The sequence below is a fragment of the Solirubrobacter soli DSM 22325 genome (genome assembly GCF_000423665.1).
GTDB classification, from domain to species: domain Bacteria; phylum Actinomycetota; class Thermoleophilia; order Solirubrobacterales; family Solirubrobacteraceae; genus Solirubrobacter; species Solirubrobacter soli.
In genome coordinates, this window is sequence record NZ_KE384074.1 from 77,661 (window position 1) to 92,794 (window position 15,134).

The following is a 15,134-nucleotide window of genomic DNA, read 5'->3' on the forward strand; positions in this document are numbered from 1 at the left end:
TCCGGCGGAGGCAACGGTCGTCGCTGCCCGCGGCGGTCGCCGCTGGCGTACTGGTGGTCCGGGGGCGGCGGCCGCCGCCCGGCAGCGGCGGGCGGGGCACGGCGGAATCCGTCGTAGCGCCGGAGGCGGTCATTGATGCCGAAGGTCGCGCTCATCGGCACGCTCGACACCAAGGGTGACGAGATCGCATACGTGCGCGACCGGCTGGCGGCGCTCGGGGTGGGCGCCGTCGTCATCGACTCCGGCATCCTCGGCGAGGGCACGATCACCGCCGACATCAGCCGCCGCGCGGTCGCGCGCGCGGGCGGCCACGACCTCGACGACGTGCGGGCCGCGGGCTCGCGCGGGGCCGCGGTCGCGCTCATGCGCGAGGGCGTGCGCGAGGTCGTCGTCCGCGAGTTCGCCGCAGGGCGCGTCCACGGGGTGCTGTGCCTCGGCGGGGCCGAGGGCGGCCTGCTCGGCGCGCCGGCGATGCAGGCGCTGCCGGTCGGGGTGCCGAAGCTGCTGGTCTCCCCCGTCGCGTCCGGCCGCCGCCGGTTCGGCGACTTCGTGGGCGAGAGCGACGTCTGCGTGATGCACTCGGTGGTCGACATCCTCGGCCTGAACGGGATCTCGCGACCGATCTTCGACAACGCCGCAGCAGCGATGGCCGGCATGGTCAAGGACGCCGGGTCCGCGCTCGGCACGCTCGGCGAGCACTGCGTGGGGATCACGATGCTCGGCCAGACCACGCCCGGCGTCATGCGCCTGCGCGAGCGGCTGATCGAGGCGGGGCACGAGCCGGTCGTCTTCCACGCCAACGGCGTCGGCGGACCCGCGATGGAGCACCTCTGCGAGGAGGGCGCGATCCAAGGCGTCGTCGACTACACGCTCTCCGAGCTCGCCAACTCGCTGCTGAACGGCATCCACTCGACCGGCCCGGACCGGCTGCGCGTCGCCGGCCGCCTCGGTCTCCCGCAGGTGGTCGTCCCCGGCTGCGTGGACTTCTTCAACCAGGGGCCGCGCGACACCGTCCCCGAGCGCTACCGCGACCGCAAGAGCTACTTCCACAACCCGGTGGCGACGCTCGTGCGGCTCACGCGCGACGAGGAGGCCGAGCTCGGCGCGCTCGTCGCCGAGCGGCTGAACGAGTCGACCGGGCCGGTCCGCGTGGTCGCGCCCACGCGCGGGTTCTCACTGGCCGACGCGGAAGGCGGGGACCTGTGGGACCCCGTCGCCGACGGCGCCTTCCTGGACGCGCTGGCCGGCGGCCTGCGCCCGGGCATCCCGTTCGAAGCCCTCGACGCCCACGTCGACGACGACGCGTTCGCCGACGTCGTCGCGGAGCGTTACCTGTCCCTCGTCTCGGAGACCGCCGATGTCTGACGGCCGCCCCTTCTCGAACTGCATCCTCGACCTCGCGCCGCCGGACATCGCGTGGTTCCAGGAGCGCTCCGACATCATCCTCGTCCCGATCGGCTCCTGCGAGCAGCACGGCGCGCACCTCCCGATCGGCACCGACACGATCACCGCCCTCGAGGTCTCGCGGCGCGCCGCGGCGAAGGCGGACGTGCCGTACACGGCGCCCTTCTGGGCCGGCTACTCGCCGCAGCACATGCGCGAGACCGAATCGTCGGTGGGGACGATCACGCTTCGCGCGGAGACGCTGAACGCGGTGCTCTACGACATCCTGCGGTCACTGATCCACCACGGGTGGAACAAGCTGATCCTGGTCAACGGCCACGGCTCCAACGTCAAGGTGCTCGACCCGCTGCTGCGGCGGATCAAGTACGAGACCGGCGCGCTGGTCGCGCTCTACAAGCCGTACGCCGAGCGCTACATCGGGATCCTCGAGGGCCTGCTCGAGAACCCGCCGGAGGAGACGCCCGGCTGGCACGCCTCAGAGCTCGAGACGTCGCAGGTGATGGCCCACGACGCCCGCATGGTCCACATGGACCGCGCGGCCGACGACCGCGCCCAGGCCCCGTCGTGGCTGCCGAAGTCCTTCCTGAAGTCCGACGGCGCGCCCGACGTGCAGTTCGAGGGCTACCAGTACTTCAGCTTCCCGATGGACCACGGCGAGTTCTCGCGCACGGGCGTGATCGGCAACCCGATGACGGCCACGCCGGCGAAGGGCGAGGAGGCGCTGGAGCGCTTCTCCAACCACCTGGCGCGCGCGATCGACGAGTTCCGTGGGCTGGACGTCGAGGTAAAGAAGCGAGCGTTTGAGGACCGCGTGTGAAATGAGTTCCGTGCCCCCGGCGATGCGCCGGCAGCAGATCCTGGAGCGCATCCAGCGCGAAGGCGGCGTCTCGGTCGCCGACCTCGCGCGTGAGATGACGGTCTCATCGATCACGGTCCACCGCGATCTCGAGCAGCTGTCCAAGGACGGGCTGGTCGAGCGCGTCCACGGCGGCGCGCGCTCGATGCCGGCCGCGGGGCCGCCGAACGCGATCCCGCCGACCGGCTGGGAGCAGCGTGCCGCGGTCGCTCGCGGAGCGAAGGCCACGATCGCCGCGCACGCCGCGCGCGAGGTCCGCTCCGGCTCGACGATCTTCCTCGACTCGTCCTCGTCCTGCCTGGCGCTGGCGCGACAGCTCGTCTCCGAGCCCGCGACGGACCTGACGCTGGTCACCAACTCGCCCGCGATCGCCTACGAGCTGGTCGACGAGCGGATCCTGGTGATCGTCACGCCGGGCGAGCTGGACCAGCACATGCGGCTGCTGGCCGGGCGCTGGACGACCGACTTCCTCGCCGGGCTCAACTTCGAGCTGGCGTTCTGCTCTTCAGCCGGGATCACGCTGGATGCCGGTCTGACGACCTCGCGCCGCGCGCTGGCCGACGTGATCAACGTCGCCAGCGCCAACGCGGCGCGCACGATCGGGCTGATCGACTCGAACAAGTTCGGGCGGGCCTCGCTGCTGTCGATCGCCCGGGCGGAGGAGCTCGACGCGATCGTCACCGACGACGGTCTCGACGAGCAGACGGCGCAGGAATACCGGGCGGCCGGCGTGCAGCTCGAGATCGTCAAAACCTAGGAGGAGGAAAGGGATGGCACGACCCGTCACGTTGTTCACCGGCCAATGGGCCGACCTTCCGCTCGAGCAGTTGGCCGCCAAGGTCGGCGAGTGGGAGTACGACGGCCTGGAGCTCGCCTGCTGGGGCGACCACTTCGACGTCGCGGAGGCGCTGTCGGACCCGTCGTACGTCACTGGGCGCCGGGAGATCCTCGAGCGCAACGGGCTCAATTGCTGGGCGATCGGCAACCACCTCGTGGGTCAGGCGGTGTGCGATCCGATCGATTCGCGTCATGCAGGCGTGCTGCCGCCGGAGGTGTGGGGCGACGGAGAGCCCGAGGGCGTGCGCCGGCGCGCGGCGGAACGGATGAAGGACACGGCGCGCGCGGCCGCCCAGCTCGGCGTCGAGGTCGTGACCGGCTTCAGCGGCTCCGCCGTGTGGCACATGCTCTATTCGTTCCCGCCGAACGACTTCGCCGAGGTCGAGCGCGGCTATGAGGACTTCGCCGAGCGCTGGTCGCCGATCATCGACGTCTTCGACGCCGAGGGCGTGCGCTTCGCGCTCGAGGTCCATCCAACCGAGATCGCCTACGACTTCGTCACGACGCGCAAGACGCTCGCGGCGATCGACCACCGCGAGGGCTTCGGGATCAACTTCGACCCGTCGCACTTCGAGCACCAGTTCCTGGACTCCGCGGCGTTCGTCACCGAGTTCGCCGACCGGATCTACCACGTGCACATCAAGGACTCGATCCGGCGGCTGGACGGCCGCTCGTCGATCCTCGGCGGGCACCTGAACTTCGGCGAGGCGGGCCGCGGCTGGGACTTCGTCTCCCCCGGCCACGGCGACGTGGACTTCGAGGCGCTGCTGCGGGCCTTGAACCGGATCGGCTACCAGGGACCGCTGTCGGTCGAATGGGAGGACTCAGGGATGGACAGGGATTGGGGCGCGCCTGACGCGCTCGCGTTCGTGCGCGCGTCGGACTTCGCTCCGTCGACGTTGGCCTTCGACGCCGCATTCGCTCGGGAGGGCTAGTTCGTGAGCAAGGTCGGTTTCGTCACGATGGGCCAGTCCGAGGGCGGGGACGACATCCCCACCATCGGGGTCGGCATGCTCGGGTACGGGTTCATGGGCAAGGCCCACTCGAACGCGTACAAGACGCTCGCCTACATGACCTGGCCTCCGCCGCTGATGCCGGAGTTGGTCTCGATCGCCGGACGCAACGAGGAGGCCGTGGCGGGCGCGGCCCGCCGCTACGGCTTCTCCGATCACGTGACCGACTGGAAGAAGATCATCAGCGATCCGCGGATCGGCGTCTTCGACAACTCAGGTCCGAACAACTTCCACGCCGAGCCGACGATCGCCGCCGCCGAGGCGGGCAAGCACGTCATCTGCGAGAAGCCCCTCGGGCGCACGGCGGATGAGGCGTACGAGACGTTCAAGCGCGTGCAGGCGACCGGCGTGAAGGCGATGTGCGCCTTCAACTACCGCTTCGTCCCGGCAGTGCGACTGGCGCGCGAGATCATCGCGTCCGGCGACCTCGGCGAGATCTTCCACTTCCGCGGGCGCTACCTGCAGGAGTGGATCATCGACGCCGATTTCCCGATGGTCTGGCGCCTGGACAAGAACGTCGCCGGCTCGGGCGCGCTCGGCGACCTGGGCGCGCACGTGATCGACCTCGCGCGCTACCTCGTGGGTGAGATCGACGCGGTCTCGGCGCAGACGCGCACGTTCGTCAAGGAGCGCGAAGGCGAGGCGGTGACCGTCGACGACGCGGTCGAGTCGATCGTCGACTTCTCCAACGGCGCGGTCGGGACCATCGAGGCCACGCGGTTCGCCTCCGGTCGCAAGAACGCGCTGCAGTTCGAGATCAACGGGTCCAAGGGCTCGCTCTCGTTCGACATCGAGCGGCTCAACGAGCTGCAGGTCCACTACACGAACACCACGCCCGGCCAGCTCTCCCAGGGCTTCCGGACCGTGCTCGTCTCCGAGGCCGACCACCCGTTCTGGCAGTGGTGGTGGCCGCAGGGTCACATGATCGGCTGGGAGCACACCTTCGTCCACGAGATCCACCACTTCCTCTCGGCGATCCGCGAGGACACCGACATCGCTCCCCACGGGGCGACGTTCGAGGACGGGTACCGCGCGGCCGAGATCTGCGACGCGATGCTGCGTTCCGCCGATACCGGCTGCCGCGAGACCGTCGCCTACCGGTCCTAGGACCAATTGCCAATGGGAATGGTCCGCGTTTGCGCGGACCATTCCTGTATGACAGCCGACGAGATCATCACCCTCGAGGTGGCCTCCTGGCCCGGCGTGACCGCCGGGGCGGGCAGCCGCGGCGAGTTCTCCTTCAAGGTCGGCCGGCGGGAGATCGGGCACCTCCACGGCGCGCGGGTCGCCCACTTCGGCTTTCCGAAGGCGGTCTGGCAGGAGCTCTATGACGCCGGCCGGATCGACTACCACCCCGTCTTTCCGGACAAGAAGGGCTGGGGAGCGCGGCAGATCGCCACGACCGACGACGTCGAGGACGTGATCGCGATGCTGCGGCTCAACTATGACCGTGCGCGCGATCTGGTTGCGTGAGTTCGGGCCGCCCTCGGCGCTGACGCCGGGGGAGGCGCCCGAACCGGTCGGCGAGGCCGTGATCGAGGTGCGGTTCTCGAACATCACGTTCGTCGAGACGCAGATGCGGGCGGGGCGCGGCCCGTTCCCCGTCCAGTTGCCGATGATCCCCGGCAACGGGGTCGGCGGCGTGGTGGGCGCTCGGCGGGTGATCGCGTCGCTGGGCGGGTCCGGCGGGTACGCCGAGCGGGTGGCGGTGCCGGCGGCGGCGCTGATCGAGGTGCCGGAGGCGATGGCCTTGGACGACGCGGTCGCGCTGCTGGCCGACGGGCGGACGGCGACGATGCTGGCCGACGCGGCGGCGGTGGGCGCGGGCGAGCGCGTGCTGGTCCTGGCCGCGGCGGGCGGCGTCGGCACGCTCTTGACGCAGCTGGCACTGCGGGCGGGCGCGTCGGTCGTGGGGGCGGTCGGCGCGCCCGCCAAGCGGACGGTGGTGGAGGCGCTGGGCGGGTCGGGGGTGCTGTACGACGAGGTGGCAGGCCCGTTCGACGTGGTCTTCGACGGCGTCGGCGGGGAGGTCGCGCGGGCGGCATTCGCGTGCCTGGCGCGCGGCGGACGGATGCTCTCCTACGGCCTGGCGAGCGGCTCGTGGGCGAAGATCGCGCCCGAGGAGGCGGCCGCGCGCGGCGTCACGCTCGTCTCCCCCGACCGCGACCCGGCCAAGCTGCGCGGCTACACGGAACGGGCGCTCGCGAGCGGGCTGCGCCCGTTGATCGGGCAGCGCTTTCCCCTGGAAAACGCCGCAGACGCGCACGCGGCGATCGAAGCGCGCACGACAACAGGAAAGACACTTCTCGAGGTGCGCTGATTCGTACGCTCGCCCGCACGATGCCCGTGCCACACCTTCCCACCGCGCTGTACCGGATGCAGATCGCGCTCGCCGACGTGCCGTCCGGCCCTGCCCGCTCCGACCTCGAGCACGCGGTCGCGATCGCGACGTTCGACGCCGACGGAGCGGGTGACGGCGGCCCGTTGCACGACGCGCACTTCGGGCAGGTCCCGCAGGTCCCCGTGGGACCGATGTTCCCGGGCCTGCCCGCCGGTCCGCTGACCGAGGCGATGGACGAGCTGCAGCGAGCGCTGATCTGGGAGGCCGACAACGCCGAGTTCCTGGACGCGAACCTCAACAGCTCGGTCTATCTGCGCGCCGCGGGACATCTCGACCGCGCGGCCGCGACGCTCGCATTGAGCGTCGACGCGCCAGCTTGAGCGGACAAGCGGCCAACCTGCGCCGCCTGGAGGGGGTCACACCTCGCGTCCCCCTCCCCACCGCTCTCGAAGGAGCTCCCCGATGTTCAAGCGCATCGCCCTCGCCGCCGTCACGGCCGGCATCCTCGTCCTGCCCGCCGCCGCCGCGCACGCCGCGCCGCTGCCGCCCATCGCCCCGCTGAAGCCGATCCAGGTCAAGTGGATCTACGGCCCGAGCGGTTCCGACGGCACCGCCGAGGCCGCGGGCTACGAGACCACCAGCTGGGACGACCTCACCTACCCGGGGTCGCGCCTTCCCTGACTAGACGGACGGCTTCTTCTTCGTATAGAGCCACGCGTCGAAGAAGCCGTCCAGCTGCTTGCCGGAGACCCGCTCGGCCAGCGCGATGAAGCGCTTGGTCGTCACCGTGCCGCCCGCGTTGTCGCGCACCCACTGCTTGAGCAGCCTGAAGAAGGCGTCGTCGCCGATCCGGACCCGCAGGGCGTGCAGGGTCATCGCCCCTCGCTGGTAGACCGGCGGGTCGAACAGGTGCGCGCGGCCGGGGTCGCCGATCTTCAGCGACCAGAACCCGCTCCCGGGCGTGTATGTCCGCAGCTTCTCGTCGAATTCGGCCTGCGCCGTCCGACGCCCTTGCTGCTCGGCCCAGAGCCATTCGGCGTAGGTCGCGAAGCCTTCGTTGAGCCAGATGTCGCGCCAGTTGTGCACCGAGAGGCTGTCGCCCGCCCACTGGTGCGCGAGCTCGTGGACGATCACCGTGTCGGCCTCGGGGTCGGCGCGGTCCTCGAAGAACACGCGCGAGTAGATCGGGCGGGTCTGGTTCTCGAGCGCGAACGAGATCAGCCGGTCGTCGATGATCGAGCCGGCCGCGGAGAACGGGTACGGGCCGAAGATGCCGGCGAGGAAGTCGATGATCTGCGGCTCCTTGGCCACCGCCGCCTCGGCGACGTCGCCGGCGGTGCGCGGGCCCTGGTCCTGCGTGGCGGACGTCCAGTCGGCGGTGTTCGGCTTGCTGCCCGGCGGGGCACCGGCGACGGTCCAGCCGTCCATCGTGTCGCCGTCGTCCTCGAAGGACGTCGATCCGCCCGCGCCGGTGACGACGACGTCGTCGACCGCGACCCCGCCCAGCTGGAACGCCTCGTCGGTCAAGTAGCTGAGCGATATCTCGATCGTGCGGCCGGCGTAGCGGGAAAGGTCGACCGTCCATTCCTCGTCGGTCCCGGTCGGGAACGTCGCCGCGCGCCAGATGCCGGTGGTGCCGCGCGGTGTGCACTCGCGGCCGCCCGCGGCCAGATAGTGGGCGAGGAACGGGTTCGCCTTCAGCGCCGCGGCGCAGTCGAACGGCGTCGCCGCGGAGGTGTTGCCCCCCGCGTCGCGCAGCGTCGTCCAGTCGTCCGCGCCCGCGGTGTGGGCCTCCACGAAGAAGAAGTCGCCGCCGGGCTGGGTGTCGCGGCGGACGTGGAAGGAGAGCTTCGCGCCGCCCGCCGGGACCGCGATCGTGTGCATCAGCCGCTGGTAGCCGGGCTGCGAGATGCCGGTGACCGCGTAGCGCGCGCCGGTCCGCGGCTTCGGGTGCTCGAGCAGGTCCGGGTCGATCGCGTCGACGTACGGGATGCCGTCGACGGTCCGCGTGGAGATCTCGAACTGCCCGATCGTGGCCGTCGACAGATACGCGGCCATCGGCTCCTTCGCCTCCCAGCGCCAGATGGACTTCGTGCCCTTGGTCTCGCTGCCGACGAGGATGCCGTTGGCGATCGCCTCCACCCCGCGCGGGACGCTGATCCGGAACGAGTAGCTCGCCTTGTCGCGCGGGTGCTCGTTCACCGGATACCAGGTCGAGGCGCCGTGCGGCTCCCCCGCGACGAGCGCGCCGTCGTCGGTCGGCATCCAGCCGTCCGCGCCGCCCAACGCGCCCTCGCTGACGGGCTTCGGGTATCCCTCGTAGCGGACCACGGTCACGAACGTGCGCCCGCGGCGCAGCGCGGAACGTGGCGTGATCGCCAGCTCGCCGCGTCGGTGGTGGTACTTGGCGGGCCGCCCGCCGACGCTCACCGAGCGCACGGTCAGTGACTGGAGGTCGAGGTTGAAGCGCGACAGGTCCTGCGTGGCCTTGGCCGTGATCCGCGCCACGCCCTTCAGGTACTTCGTCTTCGGCGTGTAATCGATGAACAGGCCGTAGTGGGCGACGTCGTAGCCGCCGTTGCCATCCTTGGGGAAGTACGGATCGCCGATCCCGGCCGCGCCGGGGCGCGGCGCGGCGGAGGCGGCGGCGGGCAGGAGCAGGGTGACGGCGATCGCCACCGTCCACGATCGGAGCAGGTGCTTCACGCCGCGGACGGTAGACGACGGCGTCTCAAGCCGAGGTGAGCAGCTTCGCGATCTCGCTGTTGCGATCGTCCGAGATCCCGTTGCGCCTGCTCTCGGCGGCCGCGCCCTTGAAGTCCTTCTTCTTGATCAGGCCGACGAACGTGGGGAACTTCGTCATCAAGCCGTGCAGCCCGAGGTTGAAGGCCATGTCGATCAGCGCGCCCTGGACGTTCTCCGGATAGCTCGCGTAGTCCGGGAACTTCGATTGCAGGCCGGTGACGACGTTGGTCAGGTCGTCGGTGAGCAGCGCGTCGATCGTGGCGGCCGTCACGTGCAGCGTCGTCGAGGCCTTGTAGACGCTGGCCACCTTGCCGGCCTCCTTGGCCTTGATCGCCGCGAACTCGTCCGCGATCTCCTGCTGGCTCGCGGCGGCCGAGTCCGCGTTGCGCACGAACGCGATCTTCTGCGCCGCCGCCGCGTCGGGCAGCATCCGGCCGACGCCGACCGTGACCTTGCCGACGGTGTCCAGGTACATGTGCGTGATCGCGCCCTCGAAGCGCTTCGTGCGCTCCAGCGTTCCCGCCGGGAGCGTCACGCTGCGGGCGTAGGACATGCGGGTGAACGGGCGGTTCATCAGCGCGGTGGCCTTCAGCCCGCGCTTGCCCTCAAGCGCCTTCTCGAGTTCCAGCAGACGGTTGGCCATCTCACTCCTCACGCGACGTCGGTGATGTCGAGCAACTGCAGGGATGCGCCGGACTTCGCGTCGTGGTGCGTCTGGCGCCGGTGGCCGCCCGGGTCCTCGGCGATCTGCTTGGCCATCGCGTACGCGGCGTCCGCCGCCATCGCCTTGTGCAGGCGCAGGTAGCAGTAGAGCGTCTCGAAGGCGCCATCCTCGTGGTCGCGCAGCGCCGAGTGCGACGCGATCCAGGGGTCGCCGGCGACGTTGTCGAAGTACAGGTGCCCGCCGGTGCTCATCACGAAGAACGTGCGGTCCTTGAACTCGGCCGCGGCCTTCGCCGGGTCCGGGTGCGGGATCACCTGCAGCCAGTTGTCCGCGATGCCGAGCTCGCTCCGCAAGCCGGAGACGGTCTGGGCGAGGGCCTCCAACTGCACGAGGGGCGGAACGACGTAGTGGCTGCCGAGCTTGCCGCCCCATGCGACGGGGATCCGCTCACCGGGGCTCGCCTCGCCCGCGTTCGGCTGGTTGTCCGTGTCGAACACGAGGTTGACGACCTCGATGCCGACGCTGTGCTCCGAGAAGCTGCGGATGTGGTGGAGCATGTCGACGGCGTCGTTGTGCTGCACGAGCGTGCCGTCGCGATCGAGATGGAACTGCACGCCGAGCGCAGGGTCGCGCACGCCCTGCCAGGTCGGCGAGACCGTCTCGTGGATCACGATCTGCCGCACCTCGGACTTCGCCCGCGTGCGCTGCTGGGGCTTGCCGACGAACTGGCTGACGCCGGCCGCGGACCAGTTCTTCAGCGTCACGCCACCCGGCGCGGGCCGCTCCACGCCGTCGATCACGAGCGTCTCCGCGGCCGCGGGCGTGAAGCTGCGCCAGGTCGGCGCCGACATCGCCTGCACCTGCGGCATCAGCGCGAAGTCCTCCACGACGTCCAGGTTCGCGAGCGCGGGCGGGGCGGGAGCCGGTTGCGGGACCGGCGCCGGGCGCACGGCGCGGTCCATCGCCCGCTCGATCGCGTCGAACGCCGCCTGGACCGGCACCTCGCCGAGGTCGAAGGTCCGCGGCGGCGCGAGCGCGTCGCCGATCTGGTCGAAGACGCCGTAGCGGCTCGCCTCGACGGGCGCCGCCGCGGGGTCCGGGGCCGGCGCGGGCGGCTCGGCCGAGGCCTGGGGGCTCACGGGGTTCATCAGCGCCTGCAGGCGGCGAGCGAACGCATCGTCGTCCTCGTCGAGCGCGTCGAGCTGCGAGAACGTCGCCTCCTCCGCGGGCGGCGCGAACGGCGATGGGACGCCCGGCGGCATCGGGGGCGCGGGGACGCCCGGAGGAAGCGGCGGAACCCCGGGCAGCTGGCCCGCCCCGGGCAGCCCGGGCGGGACGGGCACGCCCGGTGGGAACATCCCGTTCTGGCCGCCGGGAAACCCGGGCGGGGTCGGGACGCCTGGCGGAAGCGGGATGCCGGGCGGGGTCGGCAAGCCCGGCGGGAAGAAGTTCGTGGCGGCGGCGAGCTCGGTCGGGTGGGCCGCGGTCGCGCCCTGCGCGGGCGCCGTGTGGCCGGCCGGCGAGGTCGCGAGGTGCGGCGCGAGGCCGTCGGCGGGCGCGGTGCCGGACACGCCGGCGCCGGCCGGCGCGAAGATGCCGGCGGGCGCGAAGATGCCGTCGGGCGCGGCGGCGCCGGCCACCGGCGCGAAGCCAGGCGCGGCGGCGCCGGCTACGGGCGCCGTGCCGGACACGGCGGACCCGGCCACCGGCGCGAAGCCAGGCGCGGCGGCGCCGGCCACCGGCGCGAAGCCAGGCGCGGCGGCGCCGGCCACGGGCGCCGTGCCGGACACGGCGGACCCGGCCACCGGCGCGACGCCGGGCGCCGCCGCGCCCGCCGCCGGCGCGGTCAGCGGCGCCGGGGCGCCATGGTGGGGCGGGCACTGGTAGTCGTGCCGCAGGTCGATCGGGCGGCCGTCGTCGAACGCGCGCACGGCCGGGGCGACCGAGGTCGCCATGCTCGCCGGCGTGCTCTCGGCGGGCGGCACGCGGTCGGCGGTGCCGATCCACTCCTCCCCCGGTCGCAGGCAGGGTGGCGCCGCCGCTTCGGTGCCGCGGCGCAGGCGGTTCTCCAGATCCAGGTAGCGGCTGCGCTCACGCATCGAGTCCCTCCGCTTCGTAGTGGTCGGCGCTTCCGAGGCGGAGGCGCATCGTGATCTCGGCGTCGCGGTCGAGCGCCACGGTCAAGGACTGGTCGTGGAGCTCCGGACCGACGTCGTGCGGAACCGCGACGTAGAGGCGGACGCCATCCGCCGAGGCGCGGACGGGCACGGCGCGCCCGGCGAGCGTCGCGCGCGGGAACTGCGCGGAGACCTCGGCGACGGGCGCGAGGTTGGAGCCCGAGACCTCGAGCACGCTCAGACCGGGCGTCCCGGCGGGCTCGAGGCTGAGGCCGTCCACGCGCGGCGCGCCCGGGCCGGTGCGCCGGGCGCGGCGCAGGACGTCCGCGAGCTTGCCGTAGTCCACCTTCTTGCCCGTCAGGCGCTCGACGTCGAGCTTGCTCTCCCCGACGGTCCGGACGAGGTCGTTCCCCGAGCGAATGCCGAGCTTCTCGAGCTCGCGCCGCTCCTCGTGCGGGATCGCCATCTCCTCGAGCCCCACGTCGTCGTGCTCGACGGGGCGCCGGGCGATCTCCCGGATCTGCGTGTCGCGGATCGAGCCGAGCTGCACCTTGACGGTGGAGGCCCCGGCCTCGTCGGGCTTGGCCGTGACGAACTTCACGACCTCCCCGTCGTAGACCGGGAAGACCTGCAGCGAGAGCTCGAGGTCCTGCACCGTGTAGGTCATCCGGACGTTGTCCTTCTTCACCGACAGCGCGTCCACGGCGCGGTCGAGATCGAGGATCACCGAGTCCAGGAACGTCTCCAGCACCCAGGGCTTGTTCTCATCGGCCATGGTCGGGGGCGTCCTCGAGCTCGATCCGCAAGGTCAGCCGGTGGAACACCGGCAGGAAAGTGGTCGCGACGCGCTGGGTCGGCGGCGACGCCATCAGGCGAGGGAACCCGGTCTCGTCGTGCTCGACGGCGAGCTCCACCGGCAGGTCCAGCCGCAGCGCGCGGACGTACATCTGCCCGTCGAGCTCCGGGTCCTCGACGCGCGCGGCCTCGCAGAGCTCCGCGACGAGAGCCCCGAGCGGCTGCTTGAGCGAGTCGGTCATCGCGCCCGCTCCGGCTGCGGCTCGTCGACGTGTTCGAGGTCGACCGGATACAGCGGGACGCGCTCGGAGAACTCGACGCGCATGCCGTTGAGCAGCACCGGCGCCTCCGAGGCGGCGAGCGAGAGTCCGGCGGGGAATTGGCTCTGGCGGGTCATCGCTAGGTCTCCGTGGTCACGCCGACGAACGTGACTGCCGCCGGCACCGGGAACACGACGGTCCGGTCGCTCGCGCGCGTGACGCGACCGGCGGCGTCGACGTCCTCGCAGTGCTTGAGCGTCACGGAGGCGAGCTTGAGCTCGGGGTACACCCACAGCGCGACGCTCGAGCCGACACGGCCGCCGAACCGCGCCTCGTAGCGCCCCGCGCTGTCGAAGCGCTTCACGAACGCGGGGTTGCGGAGCGCGTCGAGCTCGGGGTCCCCCAGCGCGACGAGGCCGTTGCCGAGCCGCGACAGCAGGACGTTGAGCCCGCGCAGGCTGAGACGCATCGAGGACTCGAGCCGCCCGCTCTGCGTGTGCAGCTCCTTCGGATCGTCCTGGATGCGGGTCACGCCGCGAGCGGCCTCGTCGGCCGTGGGGTCGAGCGCGTAGTAGTACTTGCACTCGTACTGGTAGCGGAACGTCTCGTCGCTCAGCGTGCCCTGCCACACCTTGTGCCAGTACTCGCGGTGGGCGTCGACGTCGTTGAGCGCGAAGGTGCGCCCCTCATCCGTCCCCGTGACGCCGTCGAACGCGTACTCGCCCACCGGCGTGAACGGCAGCATCGCGTTCAGGCCGAGCGTCCGGCCGGAGCCGGTGTCGAAGAGCAGGTAGACGCACAGCACGTGCTCCTCCCCGGGTGTCAACGTCGCCAGCTCGGCCGCGGTGAGCACCACGGGGACGGTCAGCGGCCCCGATGCGGCGACCGAGTCGAGCGTGCGCTGCTCGTCGATCAGCACGTCGGCGCTGGTCGCCCGTTTGACCTGCCAGCGCAGCCGCGGCCGCGGGATCGCCCGCGGGGTCTGGACGACGAGCCCGAAGCTGCAGGCGCGGTCGTTGCGGTACAGCCGCCGCGGCCGGCCGCCCAGCGCCAACCCGGCCTGCAGCGTGTCGGCGTCGAACGCCAGCGCGGCGCCGGGCGCGGGCTTGAATGCCGGCATGACCGCGCTGAGCGAGTGGACGGACTCCTGCGTCGCCAGCAACGCCAGCAGCTGGTAGATCTGCGAGGTGTCCGAGGACGGAAGGATCCGCTCCAGGTGCTGGCGGACAGCCTCGTTGGCGGCATTGGCCTGGCCCGTCGGCGTGATCTGACCGATCGCCTTCAGCGTGTCGGGATTCAGCGCCTTCTCGACGAGCGGGATCAGCGCCGGGAGCGCGGCGATCAGGGCGGGCGCGATGGCCGCCTGGGCGTACTGTCCGTCCCCGCCCCACGAGAGCGACTTCGAAGCGGCCGCGGGCGGCGTCTTGTTGAACACGCCGATCAGCTGCTCGACCGTGCTGATCAGCTTCTGGAGCGACGCCGCGTCCACCCCACCGCCGGCCGGCGGGGCTGCACCGCCGGGCGGTGCCGTCGCGCCGGGCGCCGCCGGTGCGCCACCGCCGCCGGTGACGGCGCCCAGCAGGTTGCCGACCATCGGCGCGAGCTGGCCGATGATCGGCAGCGCGTTCTTGAGCATCGGGAGGATCGACTCCCAGAACATCGGCTCGGAGAAGTGCCGCTCTTCGAGCGCGAAGGACGCGACGGGCGGTCGCGGAACGGTCAGGGTCGCAGTCATCGCGGGGACTCCCTCGTGACGCCGGGGTCGCACGCCGGCCGCGGAGCCGGCGTGGACCAGTGCGGAGACCGCGGGGCCGACATCCGGCGCCGCGCGGTAGCTGATGAGCTGGATGTAGGCGTTGTCGCGGTCGAAGCGGTCGGACGGCACGTCGAGCGTGGTCCGGCCGAGCCGCTCGGGCGCGAGCGGACCGGTGAGCGGCGCGACGTAGGACGGGTCCGCCAGCAGCTCGAAACCGTCTTCGTCGACCAGCTCGCCCGGCCCGATGCGGTAGCTGAAGTAGCGGCTGGAGCCGATGTCGGCACGGAAGCGCACGACGCCGGGCCGCGACTCCGCGCGCTGGAGGAATGCGAGTGCCACGGCTGGC

Annotated in this window: 16 protein-coding genes; 9 read left to right on the forward strand and 7 right to left on the reverse strand. The window is 71.8% G+C overall.

All coding sequences use genetic code 11. The features are described from left to right. The first annotated feature begins 135 nt into the window (after window positions 1-135). The 9 genes from G569_RS0142950 (at window position 136) to G569_RS0142990 (ending at window position 7,132) form a co-directional block, all read left to right on the forward strand. Complete coding sequence (locus tag G569_RS0142950; RefSeq protein WP_028067983.1) at window positions 136-1,365, forward strand: Tm-1-like ATP-binding domain-containing protein; 1,230 nt, start codon at window positions 136-138, stop codon at window positions 1,363-1,365. Next, entirely contained in the window at window positions 1,358-2,221 is an 864-nt protein-coding gene (locus G569_RS0142955) for a creatininase family protein (RefSeq protein WP_028067984.1), read from the forward strand. Before G569_RS0142950 ends, G569_RS0142955 begins: the two co-directional genes overlap by 8 nt. A 1-nt stretch (window position 2,222) precedes the next feature. Beyond that, window positions 2,223-3,017: a DeoR/GlpR family DNA-binding transcription regulator gene (locus tag G569_RS0142960; RefSeq protein WP_037503405.1), complete on the forward strand. Its 795-nt coding sequence runs from the start codon at window positions 2,223-2,225 to the stop codon at window positions 3,015-3,017. A 13-nt stretch (window positions 3,018-3,030) separates the two neighbouring features. Beyond that, complete coding sequence (locus tag G569_RS0142965) at window positions 3,031-4,032, forward strand: sugar phosphate isomerase/epimerase family protein (RefSeq protein ID WP_028067986.1); 1,002 nt, start codon at window positions 3,031-3,033, stop codon at window positions 4,030-4,032. Window positions 4,033-4,059: 27 nt separating this feature from the next. After that, entirely contained in the window at window positions 4,060-5,217 is a 1,158-nt protein-coding gene (locus tag G569_RS0142970) for a Gfo/Idh/MocA family protein (RefSeq protein ID WP_028067987.1), read from the forward strand. 48 nt (window positions 5,218-5,265) lie between these two features. Continuing rightward, a complete protein-coding gene (locus G569_RS0142975; protein WP_037503408.1) occupies window positions 5,266-5,583 on the forward strand; it encodes a luciferase domain-containing protein in 318 nt (105 codons plus the stop codon). Next, the gene (locus G569_RS0142980; RefSeq protein WP_028067989.1) at window positions 5,561-6,430 is read left to right on the forward strand and encodes a zinc-binding dehydrogenase; all 870 of its coding nucleotides are present in this window, start codon (window positions 5,561-5,563) and stop codon (window positions 6,428-6,430) included. The genes G569_RS0142975 and G569_RS0142980 overlap by 23 nt, the downstream gene beginning before the upstream one ends. 20 nt (window positions 6,431-6,450) lie before the next feature. Further along, window positions 6,451-6,831, forward strand: a complete 381-nt coding sequence (locus G569_RS0142985) for a hypothetical protein (protein ID WP_037503411.1) — start codon at window positions 6,451-6,453, stop codon at window positions 6,829-6,831. Window positions 6,832-6,913: 82 nt separating this feature from the next. Continuing rightward, window positions 6,914-7,132: a hypothetical protein gene (locus tag G569_RS0142990; protein ID WP_028067991.1), complete on the forward strand. Its 219-nt coding sequence runs from the start codon at window positions 6,914-6,916 to the stop codon at window positions 7,130-7,132. Here the strand turns inward: G569_RS0142990 and G569_RS60310 are convergent, their stop codons facing one another. Genes G569_RS60310 through G569_RS0143030 form a run of 7 tightly spaced genes read right to left on the reverse strand, consistent with a single transcriptional unit; the run spans window position 7,133 to window position 15,127 of the window. Beyond that, window positions 7,133-9,157: a M1 family metallopeptidase gene (locus G569_RS60310; RefSeq protein WP_053227843.1), complete on the reverse strand. Its 2,025-nt coding sequence runs from the start codon at window positions 9,155-9,157 to the stop codon at window positions 7,133-7,135. Between the two features lie 25 nt (window positions 9,158-9,182). Then, window positions 9,183-9,839, reverse strand: a complete 657-nt coding sequence (locus G569_RS56505; RefSeq protein WP_053227844.1) for a glycoside hydrolase family protein — start codon at window positions 9,837-9,839, stop codon at window positions 9,183-9,185. 8 nt (window positions 9,840-9,847) lie between these two features. Continuing rightward, window positions 9,848-11,959 carry a peptidoglycan recognition protein family protein gene (locus G569_RS66250; RefSeq protein WP_028067992.1) on the reverse strand — a complete coding sequence of 704 codons (2,112 nt, stop codon included), beginning with the start codon at window positions 11,957-11,959 and terminating at the stop codon, window positions 9,848-9,850. Beyond that, on the reverse strand, window positions 11,952-12,752 hold the full coding sequence (locus tag G569_RS56510) for a hypothetical protein (protein WP_053227845.1): 801 nt from the start codon (window positions 12,750-12,752) through the stop codon (window positions 11,952-11,954). Before G569_RS56510 ends, G569_RS66250 begins: the two co-directional genes overlap by 8 nt. Beyond that, window positions 12,742-13,014 carry a hypothetical protein gene (locus G569_RS0143020; protein WP_028067993.1) on the reverse strand — a complete coding sequence of 91 codons (273 nt, stop codon included), beginning with the start codon at window positions 13,012-13,014 and terminating at the stop codon, window positions 12,742-12,744. Before G569_RS0143020 ends, G569_RS56510 begins: the two co-directional genes overlap by 11 nt. Further along, window positions 13,011-13,169 (reverse strand): hypothetical protein, encoded by a 159-nt coding sequence (locus G569_RS63570; RefSeq protein WP_157592707.1) that lies wholly within the window; start codon window positions 13,167-13,169, stop codon window positions 13,011-13,013. The genes G569_RS0143020 and G569_RS63570 overlap by 4 nt, the downstream gene beginning before the upstream one ends. A gap of 2 nt (window positions 13,170-13,171) precedes the next feature. Beyond that, window positions 13,172-15,127, reverse strand: a complete 1,956-nt coding sequence (locus tag G569_RS0143030) for a hypothetical protein (RefSeq protein ID WP_028067994.1) — start codon at window positions 15,125-15,127, stop codon at window positions 13,172-13,174. Window positions 15,128-15,134 lie beyond the last annotated feature (7 nt).

Excerpts from the sequence above, each read along its gene's own strand:
- G569_RS0142950 (WP_028067983.1), top strand. The coding sequence starts at position 136 with ATGCCGAAGGTCGCGCTCATCGGCACGCTCGACACCAAGGGTGACGAG.
- G569_RS0142955 (WP_028067984.1), top strand. The coding sequence starts at position 1,358 with ATGTCTGACGGCCGCCCCTTCTCGAACTGCATCCTCGACCTCGCGCCG.
- G569_RS0142960 (WP_037503405.1), top strand. The coding sequence starts at position 2,223 with ATGAGTTCCGTGCCCCCGGCGATGCGCCGGCAGCAGATCCTGGAGCGC.
- G569_RS0142965 (WP_028067986.1), top strand. The coding sequence starts at position 3,031 with ATGGCACGACCCGTCACGTTGTTCACCGGCCAATGGGCCGACCTTCCG.
- G569_RS0142970 (WP_028067987.1), top strand. The coding sequence starts at position 4,060 with ATGGGCCAGTCCGAGGGCGGGGACGACATCCCCACCATCGGGGTCGGC.
- G569_RS0142975 (WP_037503408.1), top strand. The coding sequence starts at position 5,266 with ATGACAGCCGACGAGATCATCACCCTCGAGGTGGCCTCCTGGCCCGGC.
- G569_RS0142985 (WP_037503411.1), top strand. The coding sequence starts at position 6,451 with ATGCCCGTGCCACACCTTCCCACCGCGCTGTACCGGATGCAGATCGCG.
- G569_RS0142990 (WP_028067991.1), top strand. The coding sequence starts at position 6,914 with ATGTTCAAGCGCATCGCCCTCGCCGCCGTCACGGCCGGCATCCTCGTC.
- G569_RS56505 (WP_053227844.1), bottom strand. The coding sequence starts at position 9,839 with ATGGCCAACCGTCTGCTGGAACTCGAGAAGGCGCTTGAGGGCAAGCGC.
- G569_RS66250 (WP_028067992.1), bottom strand. The coding sequence starts at position 11,959 with ATGCGTGAGCGCAGCCGCTACCTGGATCTGGAGAACCGCCTGCGCCGC.
- G569_RS56510 (WP_053227845.1), bottom strand. The coding sequence starts at position 12,752 with ATGGCCGATGAGAACAAGCCCTGGGTGCTGGAGACGTTCCTGGACTCG.
- G569_RS0143020 (WP_028067993.1), bottom strand. The coding sequence starts at position 13,014 with ATGACCGACTCGCTCAAGCAGCCGCTCGGGGCTCTCGTCGCGGAGCTC.
- G569_RS63570 (WP_157592707.1), bottom strand. The coding sequence starts at position 13,169 with ATGACCCGCCAGAGCCAATTCCCCGCCGGACTCTCGCTCGCCGCCTCG.